The sequence below is a fragment of the Bacteroides caecicola genome, from assembly GCF_023337095.1.
In the GTDB taxonomy this organism is placed as follows: Bacteria; Bacteroidota; Bacteroidia; order Bacteroidales; family Bacteroidaceae; genus Phocaeicola; species Phocaeicola gallinarum.
Window position 1 is genome coordinate 46,224 of record NZ_JAMBLM010000013.1, and the last position, 19,616, is coordinate 65,839.

The window sequence follows — 19,616 nt, forward strand, 5'->3', positions numbered from 1 at the left end:
AAACGGCGAATGGGAAATCGAGTCAAACACGTGTCTCCGATTTCCCATTCGCCGTTTTTACCTATGCGCCATCAAATTAACTGCATCTCTAATTTGGCGCATTCTTCACGCATGTCTTCCGGCCAAATACTAGCTTGAATTTCTCCGATATGCGCTTTCTTCAGATAAAGCATACACAAGCGTGACTGACCGATACCGCCACCGATGCTGAGCGGAAGCGAACCTTCCATCAAGCGTTTATGGAAGTACAGTTTCAAACGTTCTTCTTTGCCCGACAGCTCCAACTGTTTCAGCAGTGCCGCCTTATCCACACGGATACCCATCGATGACAATTCAAGCGCACGCCCCAACACATCGTTCCATACCAAAAGGTCGCCATTCAATCCGGGCAATCCTGTTTTCGGGTCAACTGTCGTATAGTCATCATAATCCGGGGCACGCAAGTCGTGAGGCTTTCCGTCGCTCAACTTACATCCGATACCGATGATAAACACACTGCCGTAGCGTTCCGTAATCAAGTTTTCACGTTCTTTCGGTGTCTTATCGGGATACATCCGAAGCAACTCTTCGGCATGGATAAAATGAATGTCATGCGCAAGAAACGATTTGATTTGCGGATACATTTCACAAATCATGTACTCCGTGCGACGCATGGCAGAATAAATGCGCGTAACGATATTTTTCAAGAAATCAATGCTACGTTGCTCCGGCGTAATAACACGCTCCCAGTCCCATTGGTCGACATAGAGCGAATGCAGGTTGCCCAACTCTTCATCCGCACGGATGGCGTTCATGTCTGTATAAATGCCATACCCCGGCTCAATGTGATAATCTGCCAGCGTAACCCGCTTCCATTTGGCAAGCGAATGAACCACTTCCGCCTGACGGTCGCCCAAGTCTTTGATAGGGAAAGTAACCGGACGCTCTGTTCCACTCAAGTCATCGTTTATACCCATTCCCTTCAATACGAACAGCGGAGCGGTAACCCGGCGCAAGCGTAATTCCGACGAAAGGTTTTGCTGAAAAAACTCTTTTATCTGTTTAATGCCCAGCTCGGTTTGTTTCATATCGAGCAAAGGATGATAATTTACAGGCTTTATAAGGTAACTCATATCAGTTTGTTTATTAATTATAATGTTTGGCAAAGATAGATATATTTTACAAAATTGCAATATATTTTACAGAAAACTAATCAAAATGTATATCCATGCTTTACTATACATAAAATTTTGTAACCAACCTTTTTCTGTTGCCCGCTCAATAAAGAACAGAAAAAAAATAAGCGAAATATTAGGAAGAAACACTAATAAATTGTACTTTTGCCCAGCAAATTCAAAATTGCACCCGTAGTTCAATGGATAGAATAATGGATTCCGGTTCCATCGATTGGGGTTCGACTCCCCACGGGTGTACTTACTTATTTTCATTTTTTCGCACGGATTGCGCGGATTACACGGACAACGATTCCGTGCCTACGCGCAATCCGTGTTTTATTTTATACATAGTTATCATGAAGAATTACACGTTTGAAATCTGTGCAAACTCGGCAGAAAGCTGCATCGCCGCTCAAGAAGGCGGGGCACACCGCGTAGAATTATGTGCGTCAATGCCCGAAGGCGGGACTACCCCCTCGTTGGGAGAAATCAAACTTGCCCGCAAACTTATCGACATCCGTTTACATGTTATCATCCGCCCGCGGGGAGGCGATTTTCTTTACACGCCGCTGGAACTGGATATCATGGAAGAAGACATCCGCGCAGCGCGTGAGGCAGGAGCCGACGGCGTAGTGTTTGGCTGCCTTACTCCGGAAGGCGAATTGGATATGCCTGCCATGAAACGCCTGATGAAGGCTTCGGAAGGAATGTCGGTCACTTTCCACCGCGCGTTTGATTACGTAAAAGACCCGAAACAGACGCTTGAACAGCTAATCGACTTGGGTGTGAACCGTATCCTGACTTCCGGACAGCAACCTACTGCCCTGCAAGGTGCCGGCCTGCTTGCCGAATTGGTAAAACAGGCAGACGGCAGAATCATCATCATGCCGGGATGCGGTGTCAATGAGTCGAACATCGCCGAACTTGCCAAACGCACGCAAGCCTCCGAATTTCATTTCTCGGCACGCGAAAACAAAGAAAGCCTCATGAAGGTGCGCAACCCGGCGCTTTCGATGGGCGGCACGGATGCCGACGAGTACATGCACCCTGTAACTACCTCACGCCGTGTGCGTAACACGATTGATGCACTGCGCATAGACTGACGCCGTTTTTCCCTCCGAAACACAAGCGGTAGCGTAAGGCAACATTAGCGGTAGAAATGACAAGTCTTACCGTATGCGTTACCTTACGCTACCGCTTGCGTTTTTTAGTCACCCGAAACGGGTTTTCAACCCTGTTCCAATGTCTTTTTCGACGTAAATTCTTTCAGATATTTATTGATACATTTGCGGTCCCAGTTTATGCCGCGTTTCACAATCCGCGCCGGGTTTCCCGCCAGAATTACATTCGGTTCGTCAAACTGTTTGGTCACGATGCTTCCCCAGCCTACGATGCTGTTATCGGCTATGCGCACGTTCTTGCCTATCTTTACATCTTTTCCTATCCAAACGTGGTTTCCTATCTCGATGCTTTCGGCATAATTAACCGGCTCACCCTCAAGGTTCGTTATCGTATGCGCATCTGTACACCACACGTCCACTCCCCAGCTCAACTGACTGTCATCGCCGATACTGACCTGCGAGCCGTCTTCCTGAAGGTAAAGCGTAACACCATTGATAACCACCCGGTTCCCTATCGTGACGCTACATCCGTCAGCCGTACGCGAAACACCCGCTCCCAACCCCGGCAACTGTCCGATGATAAGTTTCAGTCCCGTCATCCCCAATATGGAGGAACAGCGCACGATAACCGTCCCCATGTCCACACGGTTTCCATTCCCTTTAACGATGAGCAGAAACCCTCCGCCCGTCAACAGTTCTTCGGCACTTTCTTCCGAATCGAAGTGCATCAGTACACGGTTGTCATTCCCGATAATGGAGAACCTGTCGCTTAAATTTATCTGCCCGATTCTGCAAATTCCTGCATTTATCTCACTTTTTTTTCTTATTTTTGCCCAAATAACTAATTTGGAATAAGAATATATATTTGATACGATGAGAGTAATCGACTTAATAAAATCTACTGAAAAGACCGCGTTCTCATTCGAAATCCTGCCCCCGCTAAAGGGTACAGGTATCGAAAAAGTATATGCCGACATCGACTCATTGCGCGAATTCGACCCGAAATACATCAATATCACTACTCACCGTAGCGAATACGTTTACCGCGAACTGGGCGACGGACTGTTCCGACGCGACCGCTTGCGCCGACGTCCGGGGACGGTTGCCGTGGCTGCCGCCATACAAAACCGTTATAACATCACCGTTGTCCCTCACATGTTGTGCAGCGGATTTACCCGCGAAGATACGGAATACATGTTGCTCGACTTGCAGTTTTTGGGAATCACCGACTTGCTGGTATTGCGCGGCGACAAGGCGAAACATGAATCGTCATTCACTCCCGAACCGGGCGGAAACAGCCATGCTATTGAACTGGAAGAACAAATCAACGATTTCAACCGGGGAGTGTTTGTCGACGGCTCACCTATCAAAGCTCCGCTGCAACCGTTCAGCTACGGGGTGGCATGTTATCCGGAGAAACACGAAGAATCGCCTAACCCTGAACAAGACCTGTATTGGCTCTCCCGAAAAATAGAGGCAGGAGCGGAATATGCCGTAACTCAGCTTTTTTACGACAACCGCCGTTATTTCGACTTCGTGGAACGGGCACGCAAAGCTGGCATCAACGTTCCCATCATTCCGGGTATCAAGCCGTTTACCAAATTGTCTCAAATATCCATGATTCCGAAAACCTTCAAGGTAGACCTTCCGGAAGAGCTTGCCTCGGAAGCCATCAAGTGCCGCACCGACCAAGAGGCGCGTATATTGGGGACGGAATGGTGTATTTACCAATGCCGTGAACTGATAGAACAAGGTGTGCCCAGCATCCACTTCTACACGGTAGGAGCTGTAGAAAGCGTAAGAGACATTGCGCGTGAAATTTATTGATTAAGACATTACCGCTATATGCCATTCTTCAGAGATGTACTCGGACAAGAAACCGTGAAGCAACAGTTGATACATGACATACGTCACGGAAAGTTGGCTCATGCCTTGCTGCTGACAGGAACAGCAGGCTGTGGCAAACTTCCACTCGCACTGGCTGTATCCCGCTATTTGCTCTGCAATCATCCTCAAGCCGACGATGCGTGTGGAGAATGTCCGTCGTGCGTCATGATGAATAAGCTGACTCATCCTGATTTGCATTTCGTGTTCCCGATTATCAAACGAAAAGCGGGACGTGACTCTGTATGCGATGACTTCCTCCCGCAATGGCGCGAAATGCTTCACCGCCAGCTTTATACCGACTTAAGTGTCTGGATGAACATGATTGAGGCGGGCAACCAGCAGCCTCAGATTTACGTCCGCGAAAGCGACGAGATACAGCGCAAGCTGTCGCTGAAATCCAGCCTCGGCGGTTACAAGATAATGCTTATCTGGCTGCCCGAAAAGATGAATGCCGAATGTGCCAACAAGCTGTTAAAGCTGTTGGAAGAGCCTCCACAGCACACTGTATTCTTATTGGTAAGCGAAGACCCGTCGCAGTTACTGCCTACCATCGTCAGCCGCACCCAGCGCATTAACCTCCGTCCGCTTGATGAAAGCACGCTTGCCGGGTATCTGGAACAGCGCTACATGCTCCCCCAAACAGATGCTCAAGACATCGCACGCCGCTCTGCCGGAAGTCTGCTAAGGGCTATGGAAAACATTCGGCTGAGCGAAGAGCAGCGGAACTATTTCGAGCTATTTATCACACTGATGCGTACAGCTTACCGCCGTGACGTACGCAACCTGAAAGCATGGAGCGAACAGGTAGCAGCCATAGGGCGCGAACGACAGAAATCATTCTTGGAGTATTGCCAACGGATGTTACGCGAAAACTTTATGTACAACTTCCGCCTTCCGCAAATGGTTTATCTCAACGCCGATGAAAGCCAGTTTGCCTCCCGCTTTGCGCCGTATATTAACGAACGAAATATATTATCCATATCCGCACTGATGGAAGAAGCCCAGATTCATGTAGAACAAAACGTGAATCCAAAAATGATATTCTTCGACTTGGCACTGCGGATTATAGTGGAACTAAAACAATAAGAGAAACAATGAACAACGAATTTAAACTAAAAAACGGAAGCGGCCGTTTATGTTGCGGCGGCTGCGGACGACAGAATAACAAGCTGAACACTTACGACTGGCTTGCAGACATCCCCGGAAATGCGGAAGAGCAAGACATGGTGGAAGTTCAGTTCAAAAATACCCGCAAGGGATACTATAAAAACAGCAACCGTCTTCATCTGGAAAAAGGAGACATCGTGGCGGTGGAAGCAAGTCCGGGACACGACATCGGTACGGTTACGCTAACCGGTCGCCTCGTTCCCCTGCAAATGCGGAAGGCAAATATCAAGCCGGATGCCGAAATACGCCGCGTGTACCGTAAAGCCAAACCGGTAGACATGGAGAAATACGAGGAAGCAAAATCGCGCGAACACGATACGATGATACGTTCACGCAAAATAGCCGAAAACCTCGGACTGCAAATGAAGATTGGCGATGTGGAATATCAAGGCGACGGAAACAAAGCTATCTTTTATTACATAGCCGATGAGCGCGTAGACTTCCGCCAACTGATAAAAGTATTGGCAGAGACATTCCGCGTACGTATTGAGATGAAGCAAATCGGAGCCCGCCAAGAAGCTGGACGCATCGGAGGAATAGGCCCTTGCGGACGCGAACTGTGTTGCGCCACATGGATGACCAACTTCGTTTCTGTATCTACCGGAGCAGCCCGCTTTCAAGATATTTCTTTGAATCCTCAGAAGCTGGCAGGACAGTGTGCCAAACTGAAATGTTGTCTGAACTACGAAGTAGATGCTTATGTAGAGTGCCTGAAGCGTCTGCCAAGCAAAGAAATCACCCTTGAGACAGCAGATGCTACTTATTATTATTTCAAAGCTGACATTTTAAAAGGTACAGTAACTTACAGTACCGACAAGAGTTTCTTAGCTAATGAAGCTACGATTTCGGCAAGACGTGCATTTGAAATAATCAATATGAATAAACGGGGAGAGAAGCCGGCGAAATTGCTCGAAGAGAAGTTTACCGCAGAGCCCAAACAGTCTAAAGACTTACTGGAACAGGAAAGTCTGACCCGCTTTGACAAGAGCAAAAACGGGAAAAACCGAAAGAAAAAGAACAAATCGGCAACACCCAATCCTCCTTCCGTCTCCACAAAACAGGAGGCTGCTCCGAAGGCTAAGCCACAAGCAGACAACCATCCGCCCAAAGACAAAAATCGGCAACCGCGTCAAAACCAAGCTCAACAACCCGCAGCTGCAACAAGTAACGAAACACCGCGCGCTAACCGAAATAACCGGAATAACAACAAACGTAACGGTGGAAACAAACGGGCAAATAACAACGATGGAAACAAAAAGCCGAATAATGAAACAAAAACAGTGCCGGATGTTCAGGCGTAAACTCATTAATAAACAGACAGGCAAATTATTATTATACGCTTTACTATTTGCCTGCCTGTTAACGGCTTGTCAAAACAACAGAGTATATTGTTCATACCATTCAGTCTCTTTTGAGAAAGGATGGTATAAACAAGATACGTTAAGCTATGAACTCCCTCAGCATTTGCATCCTGAAACTTATCGGTTAGAAATAAACATAAGAAATTTCGGGAATTATCCCTATCGGGATATCTGGTTAAGCGTCAGCCAAAACTGGAAAGACAGCCTGACGTATGAAACAGATACGATACATTTATATCTTGCAGATGAAGAAGGAAGACAGCTCGACGGCGGAACAACGGGGAATTTACACCAGCATACCTATGTCTACGACAAACCGTTTGAAATCCTTCACCCATCATCCGCTCGTCTACACATTGTCCACTTAATGAGAACCCCTTCATTAATGGGGATAAGCGATGTTGGAATTTGCTTAATCAAGCCATAAGAAAATATTTTTCACCCAATATTTTGCCAATTAAAAAAATATACATATCTTTGCACCCGCAATCAGGAAATGACTGCAATACGGATTGATTCAGTAGCTCAGCAGGTAGAGCACAACACTTTTAATGTTGGGGTCCTGGGTTCGAGCCCCAGCTGGATCACCAAAGAAAAGGTCTTCAGAGGTGAAGACCTTTTCTTTTTAATTCGTATAATACTGCTGGCGTTCAATTAGTTACATCTTCTTTTGAGGCAGCATAAAAGGTGGTGACACCATCAAAAAAAACGAGAAAAAGCGACACACTTGGACGTAAAAAGCCCCTTTTGGACGGGTTTTGTGTTACCATAGCTGTGTTACCAATCTCACAAATGTGTTACCATTATGAGTAAGTACGTAAGATTGTTCTTCAACCGGAAGAAGAAAGCCACGGCAACAGTGGCGGGAGCTATCGAAATTGTGGTCTGTCTCCAGCGTGAACGCTGTTATTTCCATTCAGGGCATAGCGTTACCCTTGACCAATGGGAGAATGGGGTGGTGGTGAATCATCCGCGTGCCGTTGTCATCAACGAGGAAATCCAGAAAAAAGTAACCGAATTCGAGCATATCCTTATCGCCATGCAGGTGAACAAGGACGATATGACTATCGCTCAATTCAAGACCTACTTGAGTGCGGACGGCGGCAACCGCCGTAACTTTATGGCGTGGCTTAGGGAGCGTATTAATAATCGTCCGCTCCGTGAAGGTACTCGAAAGGGACATCTGACCACCTACAAAGCACTTGAACGTTTCGGCAAGTTCAAGACTTTTGATGATGTAACCCTGCAACATATCTATCAGTTTGATCTTTTCATCAGGGAAGAACAGACCTATACCACCAAAGGCAAACCAATCGTCAGAAGTCAGGCAGCCATCCACAACTACCACAAGCGGTTCAAGTCGTATGTGTCCGAAGCTTTCCGCCTTGGGCTCATCAAAGAGAACCCATACGAGCGGTTCCAAGACAAGCGTGGGGAGAAAAGTGACCGTCCTCACCTTACCGAAGCTCAACTGAAAAAGCTAATCCGTATGCGAGAGGAGAGCACGGATGCAGTAATGAACAAGTATCTTGATTTCTTCCTCTTCCAGACTTTTACAGGCATGGCATACAGCGATGCCAAATCATTTGACTACGAGCAGCACGTTGTTTCCATTGACGGTAAGGACTACATTGACGGTCACCGCATAAAGACAGGAAATGAGTTTGTCACACCTATCCTGCCCATCACACGGAAAATCTTGGAGCGTAACAACTTCAATATGGAGATAACCTCCAATCAGAAGTACAATCAATTCCTTAAAGGCATAGGCTTGGCTCTCGGCTGTCCTTTTCCTTTAACCACACATATTGCCCGCCATACATTCGCCTGTACGGTGGCTCTTGGGCAAGGAATATCCAAAGAGGTGCTGCAAATTATGATGGGGCATACCTCTATAAGGACAACCGAAATCTATGCGAAACTGCCCATGCAATATGTGTCGCAGAACATTGGAGATAGGATGTTCAGGGTTTGGAAATAAAAAATTACCGCAAGTAAGAGCTAAGGTGCTTATATCGAGAGGGGGTCGTTAAAATGACGACCCCTCTATACACTCTAAATGTTATATGGATAGTGGGCCAAAAATGGTACAAATAAACTATAAATCAAGTATATCATCAGTTCTTTGTGAGAACTTTGCTATACTCCCCAGCATTTCGCGAATGTCTGCTTGCCTTGACATTCAAAGTAGAGTCTTGATTGGCAAAAGTCAATCACTTTATGCAAGCAAGGAAACATCTCGCCCCGATATGGAAGTCTGTGGTGTTGTTCAAGTCTTAAATACCGCAATTATAAGTAATAGCAGACAAAGGTAGTATGGCTGATGAATTGAATTTGTTAATGTTTGAGTTAGCCAGCCAAACACGAAGAAGAATTATTATTGAAAGAAACGCCTGACCATGGCTATATAGCCGTACGGTCAAGCGTTACTGAAAAAAGATTTTGTTTATAGGGTTCCGGCATTTTCCCGATATTCTTTCGGGGCGCATCCGGCTGTACTCTTGAACAGCCTGGTCAGGTGCTGGGGATATTTGAAGCCGGTTTCGTAGGCTATCTCGCTGATTGTCTTGTCTGTTTCAAGAAGAAGGTCTTTTACTTTGTCAATGACTGCTTGATGGATGCATTCAATGGCGGATTTCCCAGTCTGCATCTTTACCATGTCTCCGAAATAGTTGGCGGAGAAATGTAGCTGGTCGGCACACCATGCCACCGAAGGCAATCCCTGCTCCTCAGGTCTGTCGGAATTGAAATAATCGTTCAGCAGCGTACGGAAGCGGGTCAGCACATCACTGTTAATGACGGAACGGGTGGCGAACTGGCGGTCGTAGAAACGGAGGCAGTTGTTGAGCAGCACCTCAATATTGGAAACGATGATACTCCTGCTGTGCTTGTCAATGTCGTGCCTGAGTTCCTCTTCTATCTCACCGAAACAGTTGAATACGGTCTGCCGTTCGCGTTCTGACATGTGCAGAGCCTCATTCACTTCGTATGAGAAGAATGTATAGTCCTTCATCTTGTGGGCGAGCGATGTGCCACGTGTCAGATCAGGATGGAAAAACAAACCATAGCCCTGCGGGTGCGGCGTATATCCGCCGTCATCAATTCCTATCACCTGACCGGGTGCAATAAAGACCAGCGTGCCTGCCTCATAGTCATACTTGTTGCGTCCGTAAGTCAGCGGTCCGTATATTTCGTCTTTCAGCAGAATGGCATAAAAGCCTAAACGCATTCGGCGGTGGGGGCACTTCTCCATTTTTGAGAAATCGGCTAAACTTACCAGCGGATGCTGCGTTTCAAGTCCATGAAACTGGTTGTAATCGTCTATTGTTCTCAAGTCTAAAATGTCACTCATGATTCTTTCCTTTCAATGAACGCAAAGATACTGAAAATATTGATTATTACTGCCGAATAATTGATTATTATGCGGTAAAAGAAGCATTTCTGTAAAACATCTATTCCTTTCTGTAATCCGTATAAGGATGAATTTCTGTGTTTGGCGTACCTTTGCACCAGCAATAGAATAAAGAAATTATATTTTAAATAAACGCAGATAAAATGGAAGAAAAAGTAATTGACATCAGAATTCCCGATAAGGAACGTGATGACGACGGTCAGCGCACCGCCCGCCTGGTATTCAAACTGAACCATACGATGCCCGGCACCGACGAGTACAATGCCGTGCTTCACGAACTGTTTCAGGACAACATTGGCGAAGGCAGCATGGTGACGGCACCGCTCACACTCGTGCTTGCGCGCCCCGTGAAGATAGGCAAAGGCGTAATGGTAATGAGCAACTGCCTGATGATGTCCGCCGGAGGCATCACTATCGACGATGACGCCATGATAGCCGCCAACACACAGCTCATCACCAACAATCACGACCCTTACGACCGTCCACTGTTGCTCTGCAAGCCCATTCATATCTGCTGCGGCGCATGGATTGGGGCAGGCAGTACCATTTTGCCGGGCATTACGGTGGGCGAATATGCCATAGTAGGTGCAGCCAGCGTCGTAACAAAGGACGTGCCGCCTTACGCCGTTGTGGTAGGAAATCCGGCCAAAGTGGTCAAGTATTTGGACAAGGAAAAGTTTGAGAAATAAAACAGTAATAAATCGTTGGCGTGATTATTTGTGCCCGTTGCGGCAGACACTTCCGGTTTGTTACATTAAGACGGCTTATACTTACGGTTTTCACTTGCTTCCGGCAGGCTTGCAAGAGACGACCTTTTAAACTGCAAAAGACCGTCTATTAAAAGGTAAAAGACCATGTCTCGAAGACAGAAAGACCACCTTTTGAAACCGTAACCGTCGGCGTGCAGCTGACAATAATATCGCCAACTGATGAAGTAATATTAAAATAAAGAAAGGATCTTGTATGAGTTTTAAGGTTTTTATGCCCACCTTGTGGTACTTCGGACAAGGGGCATTGAATGAATTGGGCAAACAGCAGCTGCCCGGAAAGAAAGCGCTGCTGGTCATATCAAACGGAAAGTCAATGCGTGCCAACGGTTATCTGGAGCGCACGGAAAACCAACTGAAATCGGCAGGTGCTGATTATGTGGTGTTCGACAAAATCGGCGCCAACCCGCTGAAGCCCGTAATCATGGAGGGTGCAGCAACGGCGCGTGAGGCACAGTGTGATTTCGTGGTAGCGTTGGGCGGAGGCAGCGTGATGGATGCGTCAAAGGCCATAGCCTTGATGGCAACCAACGACGGAGACCTGTGGGACTATGTGCAAGGCGGTACGGGTAAAGGGAAACCTATTGAAAACCATCCTCTGCCCATCGTTGCCATTACCACGACAGCCGGTACGGGTTCGGAAGTGGATTGCGGCGGTGTGGTCAACAATCCCGACACCAACGAGAAAATGGGCATTGTGTACCCTGTTCTCTTCCCGACATTGTCCATCGTCGACCCGGAACTGATGGCAACTGTTCCGCCGACATTCACGGCTTACCAGGGCTTTGACACATTGCTGCAAGCCACTGAATGCTACATTAGCCGCGCGTCCAACCTGATGTGCGACATGGTGGCCCGTGCAACCATTGAAAACGTAGGCAAATACCTCGCCCGTGCCGTAAAAGACGGGCACGACATGGAAGCCCGTGAACACGTGGCTTTTGCCAACACCATGTCAGGGTATGCCATGATGACTGGCTCATGCACCAGCGAGCATGCCATGGAACATGCGATGAGCGCCTATCATCCGGCTCTGCCGCATGGCGCCGGACTGATTATGATTTCGCGCGAATATTATACCTATTTCATCAACCACAACGTCCGTGGCGAACGGTTCATTGACATGGCGAAGATGCTTGGTAAAGAGGACGCCGGAGAACCTATGGACTTCGTGAAGGCACTCGTCGATTTGCAACGTGCCTGCGATGTGGACGGACTGAAGATGTCAGACTATGGCATACGTCCAGATGAATTTGAACAGTTTGCCAAGAACGCCCGTGAAACTACCGCCGGACTCTTCATGGCAGACCCAGTGGAAATGTCGCACGAGGACTGTGTGGAAATATACCGTAAGTCTTATAGATAAACCGTCTTCAGACAGAAATCAAAAGCATTATCCATCGTAATGCTTACGCTGTGGCACATACTTTCTTTTCCCACAGCTAAGGCGCAAAATAACAGTTTGGGCAAAATGGGAAAGGATTGCCATTTCCATTTTGCCCTATTTCTTTAAGCGACAAGACACAGCCTCCGCAAAGTAACCACATAATAAGACTGTTGTACTTCACAGTCTTAATTGTTTTCGTTCTATTTTCCAATCATACTTCCCCTTCGCCACATCGCCAACCTCTTTGAGTGTATGGCGATGTTTAATTTCGTCAAAAGGCTGTCGGCTCTCCGCATAACCACAAAGCCATGCTCCGACCGCATTTTGCTGTTCGGTTGTTTCTCCGTACTCCTGCATCACGCTTTTGATGTCGGCTGCTTCGGACGGGGCAAAGAAAGACTTGTGGCACTCCGTGCCGAAATGGATAATCGCATCAATGGCTTGCTTAAAGACTTCACTTGCCTTGTAGAGAATGCCGGCAAGCAAATTAAGAATATCCCGACTCGCTTTCAGCGCATCCTGTAACAGGCGGATTGTCTTGTCTTTCTCCGCCGTGGCACGGCTTACGGTAAAGTCAATGCGCTGCCGCTCGCCGTCCTTTTGCTCCTGAAGCTGCCGTACCGCCTTGTCCCTTTCAATGGCAAGTGAACGGCTCTGCATCAAAGCCCTGTCCCGTTCGGTTTCTGCATTCTGTTTCTCCGTTGCAAGTACTTTTGTCCTCTTCTCAACTTCCTTGTTGACGGCATCGGGAAAGGCTTTTCTGATGCGCTCGTTCTCGGCTTTCAGCTTGGCGTTTTCCTTTTCGATTGCTGCGAATTTGCCCACCCCGACAAGGCTACTTACACTGTCCAATATGCTGTCCATTTTCGCCTTGCGCTCGTCTTTTAACTGACGTTCCTTTTCGGCAATGTCTTTGTCAAGGGATTGGCGGTATTTCTCTTTCGCCTTGTTCTCACCCTCAATGAACTGCCGTTCCGTCTCGGCTTTCTCCTTTGCGGCGAGGGCGGCTCTCTTCTTGGCTTCGGCCTGCTCCGCTTCCTGCTTCTGCTTGGCAAGAATGAAATCCGTGCGCTCCAAATGTTCCTTTTCCGTCACCTCCTTTGAGATGCCCCTTTCCATATCCAAGCACTCAGCCAAAATGGTCTGCATCTCGCTCATGGCTTTCTCGTCCAGCTTGCAGACGGAAATACTCAGCATCCCTCAAATGGTCAAACAAAGCAGGTATTATTTCGAAGCCGACGAAATCGGGGTTGTTTATCCCATCTATGGGCACATGCCTCCCAATATGGTACGGAACTTCATCAAGCAGGCGAAGCTGAAGGCATCTTATAAGTTTGCCATCTTAACGTACGGCAACCGCAAATGCGACGCTGCAGAGATTTGGCAGCGGATTTCGCAGGAGGCAGGCAATCCGTTCGATTATATCACCACGATGATAATGGTGGACAACTGGCTGCCCAATTTCGACATGAATGAACAGATAAAGATAGATAAGGGAATCCCTGCAAACCTCCGGCGCATATCGGAAGACCTTTCGCATAAACGGAAGTGGCACGAACCGGTGACGGAAGAAGAACGGATGCAGCATCAGGAGTTTCTGCAACGGACCGGACTTGACCCGGCAAAAGGTTTTCAACTGCTTTGTCAGGATTATTTCGTTGTAACCGACCGCTGTATCGGTTGTGCCGCTTGCGTAGAGGTATGTCCGAGGGGCAACTACAAAATGACTTCACAGGGTGTAAAAATGGAAGGCGATTGCGAATTCTGTTTCGCCTGCATACAGAACTGCCCGCAAAAAGCTATCGGGTTTTCAAAAGGCGAACGCAATCTGCTTGTAAGAAACGGTGAGAAGAATCCGGAGGCGCGATACCGTAACGAGCATGTTTCACTGTGGGACATCAAGGCATCGAACCGTCAGTAGCACTGAAAACAGATTGTCTCACCCCGGATTTGCAGATATATTTCATCCGGGGTGAGACTTGCCAAGCCGAGTTACTATTGGCCGAAGCCCATTTTCTGCAACCAATTTTGTACAGATGTTTCGGATGCACCCACGTTGTTGCGTGAGATGGCAAGTCCTTTCCGCATTTTAGCACCTTTCTCCAACGAAGCAATGGTTTTCTCTGTCTGTGAGAAGCGGCTGCCTCCATGCGTACAGAAAGGTATCAGTGTTTTGCCCGTAAAATCGTATTCATCGAAAAACGAATAAAGAGGCATCGGCATGTCATACCACCAGTTAGGGAAACCGACGAATATCACATCGTAATCCTTCAGATTCCTGATATGGGTAGCCAGTTTCGGGCGTACCTTTCCGTCGGCTTCTTTTTTGGCTGCGTCAATCAGTTCTTTATGCGTACCGGGATAGGTTTGTTCGGTTTTTATCTGAAACAAATCCCCACCCGTTTTTTGGCTGATAAGGGTTGCCACATATTCCGTATTACCATAGAGTTTGCCGTTTACCAAGACACGGCTTGCAATTATAATTCGAACAGGTCATTCCGCGCCAGCAAGCAAGCGCCTACCATTCCTGCTTTATTTTGCAATTTCGATAAAATAATCGCCGAATCACGGTTTACAAGGTTCAATGAGTATTTACGCACTGCTGTCTTTACGGGTTGCAATATATAATCTTCCGTCTGGGCCAAACTTCCTCCAATGACAACCAGTTCGGGATTAAACAGATTAATCAATCCTGCCAAATACCGTCCGAGTTTTCGCCCAATCTCTTCCACCAGCTCGATGCACAACATGTCCTCCTTATTGGTGGCTTCTACGATTTCTTCCAACGTCACTTCATCGGTAGCCGAAAGAATCTTTTGCGCAAGAATGGAGTTTTGCCCATCTCTTACTTTCTCGCAAAGCAGACGGTGAAGCGCCTGCCCGGAAACCTCAGTCTCCAAGCATCCCTTTTTGCCGCATCGACAGATAATCTCATTATCGAATACGCTGAAATGTCCGAACTCACCTGAAAATCCGGAACGTCCTTCGTACATTTTCCCATCAATAATAAAAGCAGCTCCAAGTCCCCAACTGATATTGATGAAGACAATGTTCTTTTCTCCCTGAACCGCACCTTTCAAAAGCTCTCCATACGCCATGGCACGGGTGTCGTTATCGATTCTGACAGGAATGCCGATTCTGTCGCTCAGCACCTCACACAGCGGACGTTCTTCGAAATTGAACATACTGTAACTGTATCCCTGCTCAGGGTTGACACGACCGGATATATTCACACCGATCTGGAGAATCTTGTCTCTCACGCTGTTATGCCTGTCAAGAAAGTCGGTTATATGGCGAACCAGCGTTTCCAGCCCGTTCTGGTTATTCTCAAGCTGGCAGTCCACCCCTATCTGACAGTCCACCATATCGCCTGTAAAGTTCATCAAACCGATGTTCAAACAAAACGTTTTGATGTCTACCCCCACGGTATAGGCAGCATCGGGATTCAAGCCATACACATTAGGCGGTCGTCCTTCACTGGTTTCCTGTTTCCCGTAGTTGACAATGTACCCCGATTCAACCATTTCCATCACGAACTTGGTTACCGTAGGTACACTCAAATCAATTTCTTTCGCTAAGTCAGGAATCGTAGAAAAATGGTTATGCATCAGATAAGAAATAATCCGCTTATGGGTCATCATACCTTTCGTTCCGCTTCCTAACTCCTCTATCAACTTATGTACCATAAAAATGTTATTTTGCAGTTAGAGGAGGCTAAAATACACAATTATCTTAAACGAACCAACCGGATTTAAACATTAATTGAACTTATTTAGATTTTCCCACGCGGCGAAAGCACACGTAAAAATCAGAGACCGCCATCCCCCAAAAAAACGCAACCGTTAGTGTTATTCATTTCATGCGGTAGTGTTGACCGGTTCTCCGAATAGAGTTAGCCGGTTCTCCGAATAGCGTTTCAAGCCGGGTCAGTCCGGATAAAACAATTATTTTAGAGCCAGCAGAACAACCTCATTATCAAGCATAAAATAGAAAAACATCTCTTTTATGAGCGCCCGACAGATTTTTTTCATTACTTTAGAGCAACCAAATCACAAAAATCATCTAACAGTATGAAAAAATTAATGCTATTTCTTACCCTTGTTATCTTATCGAAAGCATACGCTTACGCCGACAACTTCAACTCTTTCCAACTCCCCAACTACCCCATAGAGAAAGGTGTTTCAGCTCCTTTCGCCGGATTCATTGGAGATTGGCTGATAGTAGGCGGAGGATGTAATTTCCCCACCAAGCCGGCCGCCGACGGAGGAAGTAAAGTGTATTATAAGGAATGTTATGCCATAAACACACGCTCAAAGGCTCCGGAGTGGACACAAATAACCGACTTGCCTCTGCCTGTGGCATACGGTTGTGCGGTAGAGACCACACAAGGATTGGTTTGCATAGGAGGCATGAATGCCGATTCGTGTCTTACGAGCGTTTTTCTGATCGAGCCCCAAAAGAACAAACGCGGTTTTTCCATACGCACACTTCCCTCATTGCCTCAAACAATCGACAATGCATCGGCGACAGCAATAAACAATGTCATTTACCTAACCGGAGGAAACCAGCAGAATAAAGGAAAATCACTCTTCCGGTTTAATCTGAATTCAGGAACAGGATGGGAAACATTGCCCTCCTATCCCGGACCGCAACGAACCCAGCCGATACTTGTCAACGACCGTCGCCATTTGTATTTGGCAGGAGGATTTCAAGCTCCCACGAAAGAAACGGAAAGTATCTTGTCGGACGACATCTTATGCTTTAATACGGAACGTAATCAATGGGAGTATTTCTCGGAAATACCTAACGAGGAAGACGGTGAAAAACGTTGCTTGGTTGGAGGAGCAGGCACACAAACGTCCACCCATTTCATCCTTACCGGAGGAGTTAATTACACCATTTTCAAAAACGCTATCGAAGGAAAAACCGATAAAAATTACATGCGCAAAAATCCGATGTGGTATAAATTCAACGATGATGTTCTGTTCTTTAATTTCAAACAGAAAAAATGGTCAGTTCACCCCAATACATTCGGAATGGCTCGCGCAGGAGGCATATTGCTGTATCACAACGACTGCCTGTATATGATATGCGGAGAAATCAAACCGGGCATCCGTACCCCTGAGATTATTATTTTGCCGGATATAAAAAGCCTAATTAGATAAAAATAAAGAGGTAAAAGATTGGATTATAAAATAAATATCCTTATTTTTGCCTTATTAAATAAATTTATTTACAAAATAAGCTGTTATGGAAAGAATCATTGGATTAATTGATGCTCCGTTCACTCCCTTTTACGAAAATGGAGAAGTGAACTATGAACCCATTGAAAAATATGCGCAGATGCTGGCTAAAAACGGTCTGAAAGGCGTATTCATTAACGGTTCATCAGGCGAGGGATACATGCTGACCGAAGAAGAACGCATGAAATTGGCTGAACGATGGATTGAAGTCGCTCCTGAAGGTTTCAAAGTAATCGTACACGTAGGAAGCTGTTGTGTAAAAGCAAGCAAGATGCTTGCCGAACACGCACAAAAAATCGGAGCTTGGGGTATCGGCGCAATGGCTCCTCCTTTCCCCAAAGTAGGCCGAATTGAAGAATTGGTAAAATACTGTGAAGAGATAGCAGCAGGAGCACCCAACCTGCCTTTCTATTATTATCACATTCCGGCATTCAACGGCGCTTATCTCCCGATGCCTGCGTTCTTGGAGGCTGTAGACGGACGTATCCCGAATTTCGCCGGAATCAAATATACTTACGAAAGCATTTACGAATATAACCAATGCCGCTTATACAAGAACGGCAAATACGACATGCTTCACGGACAAGATGAAACAATTCTTCCGGCACTGGCCATGGGTGGAGCGCAAGGCGGAATAGGCGGCACTACAAACTATAACGGCAAAAACTTGGTGGGCATCATCGAGGCATGGAAAAACAATGACATTGAAAAGGCACGCGAACTGCAAAACTTCTCGCAGGCGGTAATCAATGTTATCTGTCACTATCGCGGCAATATCGTAGCCGGCAAGCGTATCATGAAACTCATCGGTTTGGATTTGGGTAAAAACCGCACGCCGTTCCAAAACATGACCGACGAGGAAGAAGCACGCATGAAGGCGGAACTGGAAGCTATCAATTTCTTTGAACGTTGCAATAAATTCTAAGCTGCCATGAACCTTGATTCTTACCTCAGTTATTGGGCTAATCTGTATAAAGAAGATATGCTCAACGATATCATGCCGTTCTGGATGGAACACGGACTCGACAAGACACACGGGGGTGTTTACACGTGTGTTGACCGTAAAGGAGAGCTGATGGATTCGACCAAATCGGTATGGTTTCAAGGACGATTTGCCTTTACCTGCTGTTTTGCTTATAATCACATAGAACAGAAACAGGAATGGCTGGACGCAGCGAAAAGTACACTCGACTTCATCGAGGCTCATTGTTTTGACAAAGACAGAAGAATGTATTTCGAAGTAATGGCAGACGGAACGCCGTTGAGAAAGAGAAGATATGTATTCTCTGAAAGTTTCGCCGCCATTGCCATGGCTGAATATGCACTGGCTACCGGAGACCAAAGCTATGCGCAAAAGGCATTGGAAGTGTTTAAAGACATGCGGCGCTTCCTTCATACTCCGGGTATATTGGAACCCAAATACCTGCCTACGGTACAGATGCAGGGACACTCTATCACCATGATTATGATTAATGTGGCAAGCTGTGTCAAAAAAGTGATTAGTGACCCGGAATTAGACCAACAAATAAACGAATCATTACAGGCGCTTAAGAACTATTTTATCCATCCGGAATTTAAGGCTTTGCTGGAGACGGTAGGTCCGAATGGTGAATTTATCGATACCATCAACGGACGAACCATCAATCCGGGGCACTGTATCGAAACGTCTTGGTTCCTCTTCGATGTGGCACGTGACCGTGGCAACGACAAAGAGTTGATTGATTTAGGACTTACCATCCTCGACTGGTCATGGGAATGGGGATGGGATAAAGAGTTCGGCGGTATCATCAACTTCCGGGATTGCAAGAACTTGCCCGCACAAGACTATTCGCAGGATATGAAGTTCTGGTGGCCTCAAACCGAGTCAATCATCGCTACGCTATATGCTTATAAACTCACTCAAGACCCGAAATACTTGCAGATGCACCGTCAAATCAGCGAATGGACATACGCTCATTTCCCCGACCATGAATACGGCGAATGGTATGGTTACCTGCATCGCGACGGTTCGGTGGCGCAACCTGCAAAAGGCAATCTGTTCAAAGGGCCGTTCCATATCCCTCGAATGATGACCAAAGCATATACTTTATGCCAAGAAATACTTGCCGGAAAATAAT

15 protein-coding genes, 2 tRNA genes and 3 pseudogenes are annotated in these 19,616 nt (G+C 46.7%); 14 read left to right on the forward strand and 6 right to left on the reverse strand.

The features are described from left to right. Nucleotides 1-71: 71 nt before the first annotated feature. Nucleotides 72-1,112, reverse strand: a complete 1,041-nt coding sequence (asnA, locus tag M3085_RS11790; protein ID WP_178257027.1) for an aspartate--ammonia ligase — start codon at nucleotides 1,110-1,112, stop codon at nucleotides 72-74. 228 nt (nucleotides 1,113-1,340) lie between these two features. On the opposite strand from asnA, the gene M3085_RS11795 reads away from it, so the two are divergent. Further along, nucleotides 1,341-1,412 (forward strand) — tRNA-Arg (locus M3085_RS11795). A gap of 98 nt (nucleotides 1,413-1,510) precedes the next feature. Further along, nucleotides 1,511-2,257 (forward strand): copper homeostasis protein CutC, encoded by a 747-nt coding sequence (locus tag M3085_RS11800; RefSeq protein WP_191709960.1) that lies wholly within the window; start codon nucleotides 1,511-1,513, stop codon nucleotides 2,255-2,257. Between the two features lie 125 nt (nucleotides 2,258-2,382). Here M3085_RS11800 and M3085_RS11805 read toward each other — a convergent pair. Beyond that, nucleotides 2,383-3,033, reverse strand: a pseudogene (locus M3085_RS11805) (acyltransferase); the annotation flags it as partial. Nucleotides 3,034-3,148: 115 nt separating this feature from the next. Here M3085_RS11805 and metF point away from each other — a divergent pair. The 6 genes from metF (at nucleotide 3,149) to M3085_RS11835 (ending at nucleotide 8,671) form a co-directional block, all read left to right on the forward strand. Then, a complete protein-coding gene (gene metF / locus M3085_RS11810) occupies nucleotides 3,149-4,102 on the forward strand; it encodes a methylenetetrahydrofolate reductase [NAD(P)H] (RefSeq protein WP_178257024.1) in 954 nt (317 codons plus the stop codon). An 18-nt stretch (nucleotides 4,103-4,120) separates the two neighbouring features. Further along, nucleotides 4,121-5,248, forward strand: coding sequence for a DNA polymerase III subunit delta' (holB, locus tag M3085_RS11815; protein WP_191709959.1), 1,128 nt, complete (start codon nucleotides 4,121-4,123; stop codon nucleotides 5,246-5,248). Nucleotides 5,249-5,256: 8 nt separating this feature from the next. After that, nucleotides 5,257-6,630: a stage 0 sporulation family protein gene (locus M3085_RS11820; RefSeq protein WP_178257022.1), complete on the forward strand. Its 1,374-nt coding sequence runs from the start codon at nucleotides 5,257-5,259 to the stop codon at nucleotides 6,628-6,630. Beyond that, nucleotides 6,596-7,117: a gliding motility lipoprotein GldH gene (locus tag M3085_RS11825; protein WP_239466566.1), complete on the forward strand. Its 522-nt coding sequence runs from the start codon at nucleotides 6,596-6,598 to the stop codon at nucleotides 7,115-7,117. Before M3085_RS11820 ends, M3085_RS11825 begins: the two co-directional genes overlap by 35 nt. An 87-nt stretch (nucleotides 7,118-7,204) precedes the next feature. Continuing rightward, nucleotides 7,205-7,280 (forward strand) — tRNA-Lys (locus tag M3085_RS11830). Between the two features lie 215 nt (nucleotides 7,281-7,495). Further along, entirely contained in the window at nucleotides 7,496-8,671 is a 1,176-nt protein-coding gene (locus M3085_RS11835; RefSeq protein ID WP_087249356.1) for a site-specific integrase, read from the forward strand. A gap of 465 nt (nucleotides 8,672-9,136) precedes the next feature. Here the strand turns inward: M3085_RS11835 and M3085_RS11840 are convergent, their stop codons facing one another. Then, a complete protein-coding gene (locus M3085_RS11840) occupies nucleotides 9,137-10,042 on the reverse strand; it encodes a helix-turn-helix domain-containing protein (protein ID WP_204500947.1) in 906 nt (301 codons plus the stop codon). A 203-nt stretch (nucleotides 10,043-10,245) separates the two neighbouring features. Between M3085_RS11840 and M3085_RS11845 the strand changes: the two genes are divergently transcribed. Next, complete coding sequence (locus tag M3085_RS11845; protein WP_317239286.1) at nucleotides 10,246-10,791, forward strand: acyltransferase; 546 nt, start codon at nucleotides 10,246-10,248, stop codon at nucleotides 10,789-10,791. A gap of 274 nt (nucleotides 10,792-11,065) precedes the next feature. Beyond that, a complete protein-coding gene (locus tag M3085_RS11850) occupies nucleotides 11,066-12,235 on the forward strand; it encodes an iron-containing alcohol dehydrogenase (protein WP_087249362.1) in 1,170 nt (389 codons plus the stop codon). Between the two features lie 198 nt (nucleotides 12,236-12,433). Here the strand turns inward: M3085_RS11850 and M3085_RS11855 are convergent. After that, nucleotides 12,434-13,435, reverse strand: a pseudogene (locus M3085_RS11855) (mobilization protein); the annotation flags it as partial. A gap of 4 nt (nucleotides 13,436-13,439) precedes the next feature. Here M3085_RS11855 and M3085_RS11860 point away from each other — a divergent pair. Then, nucleotides 13,440-14,177 (forward strand): annotated as a pseudogene (locus M3085_RS11860) (EFR1 family ferrodoxin); the annotation flags it as partial. Nucleotides 14,178-14,251: 74 nt separating this feature from the next. Here the strand turns inward: M3085_RS11860 and M3085_RS11865 are convergent. Next, complete coding sequence (locus M3085_RS11865) at nucleotides 14,252-14,719, reverse strand: flavodoxin (protein WP_225230899.1); 468 nt, start codon at nucleotides 14,717-14,719, stop codon at nucleotides 14,252-14,254. Between the two features lie 14 nt (nucleotides 14,720-14,733). Then, entirely contained in the window at nucleotides 14,734-15,942 is a 1,209-nt protein-coding gene (locus M3085_RS11870) for an ROK family transcriptional regulator (protein ID WP_191709948.1), read from the reverse strand. Between the two features lie 384 nt (nucleotides 15,943-16,326). On the opposite strand from M3085_RS11870, the gene M3085_RS11875 reads away from it, so the two are divergent. The 3 genes from M3085_RS11875 to M3085_RS11885 all read left to right on the forward strand — a co-directional run bounded on the left by M3085_RS11875 (nucleotide 16,327) and on the right by M3085_RS11885 (nucleotide 19,615). Beyond that, nucleotides 16,327-17,421 (forward strand): cyclically-permuted mutarotase family protein, encoded by a 1,095-nt coding sequence (locus tag M3085_RS11875; protein ID WP_249053099.1) that lies wholly within the window; start codon nucleotides 16,327-16,329, stop codon nucleotides 17,419-17,421. 85 nt (nucleotides 17,422-17,506) lie between these two features. Next, nucleotides 17,507-18,424, forward strand: coding sequence for a dihydrodipicolinate synthase family protein (locus M3085_RS11880; protein WP_191709946.1), 918 nt, complete (start codon nucleotides 17,507-17,509; stop codon nucleotides 18,422-18,424). A gap of 6 nt (nucleotides 18,425-18,430) precedes the next feature. Then, the gene (locus tag M3085_RS11885; protein WP_191709945.1) at nucleotides 18,431-19,615 is read left to right on the forward strand and encodes an AGE family epimerase/isomerase; all 1,185 of its coding nucleotides are present in this window, start codon (nucleotides 18,431-18,433) and stop codon (nucleotides 19,613-19,615) included. The last annotated feature ends 1 nt before the right edge of the window (nucleotide 19,616 follow it).

Excerpts from the sequence above, each read along its gene's own strand:
- asnA (WP_178257027.1), bottom strand. The coding sequence starts at position 1,112 with ATGAGTTACCTTATAAAGCCTGTAAATTATCATCCTTTGCTCGATATG.
- M3085_RS11800 (WP_191709960.1), top strand. The coding sequence starts at position 1,511 with ATGAAGAATTACACGTTTGAAATCTGTGCAAACTCGGCAGAAAGCTGC.
- metF (WP_178257024.1), top strand. The coding sequence starts at position 3,149 with ATGAGAGTAATCGACTTAATAAAATCTACTGAAAAGACCGCGTTCTCA.
- holB (WP_191709959.1), top strand. The coding sequence starts at position 4,121 with ATGCCATTCTTCAGAGATGTACTCGGACAAGAAACCGTGAAGCAACAG.
- M3085_RS11820 (WP_178257022.1), top strand. The coding sequence starts at position 5,257 with ATGAACAACGAATTTAAACTAAAAAACGGAAGCGGCCGTTTATGTTGC.
- M3085_RS11825 (WP_239466566.1), top strand. The coding sequence starts at position 6,596 with ATGAAACAAAAACAGTGCCGGATGTTCAGGCGTAAACTCATTAATAAA.
- M3085_RS11835 (WP_087249356.1), top strand. The coding sequence starts at position 7,496 with ATGAGTAAGTACGTAAGATTGTTCTTCAACCGGAAGAAGAAAGCCACG.
- M3085_RS11840 (WP_204500947.1), bottom strand. The coding sequence starts at position 10,042 with ATGAGTGACATTTTAGACTTGAGAACAATAGACGATTACAACCAGTTT.
- M3085_RS11845 (WP_317239286.1), top strand. The coding sequence starts at position 10,246 with ATGGAAGAAAAAGTAATTGACATCAGAATTCCCGATAAGGAACGTGAT.
- M3085_RS11850 (WP_087249362.1), top strand. The coding sequence starts at position 11,066 with ATGAGTTTTAAGGTTTTTATGCCCACCTTGTGGTACTTCGGACAAGGG.
- M3085_RS11870 (WP_191709948.1), bottom strand. The coding sequence starts at position 15,942 with ATGGTACATAAGTTGATAGAGGAGTTAGGAAGCGGAACGAAAGGTATG.
- M3085_RS11875 (WP_249053099.1), top strand. The coding sequence starts at position 16,327 with ATGAAAAAATTAATGCTATTTCTTACCCTTGTTATCTTATCGAAAGCA.
- M3085_RS11880 (WP_191709946.1), top strand. The coding sequence starts at position 17,507 with ATGGAAAGAATCATTGGATTAATTGATGCTCCGTTCACTCCCTTTTAC.
- M3085_RS11885 (WP_191709945.1), top strand. The coding sequence starts at position 18,431 with ATGAACCTTGATTCTTACCTCAGTTATTGGGCTAATCTGTATAAAGAA.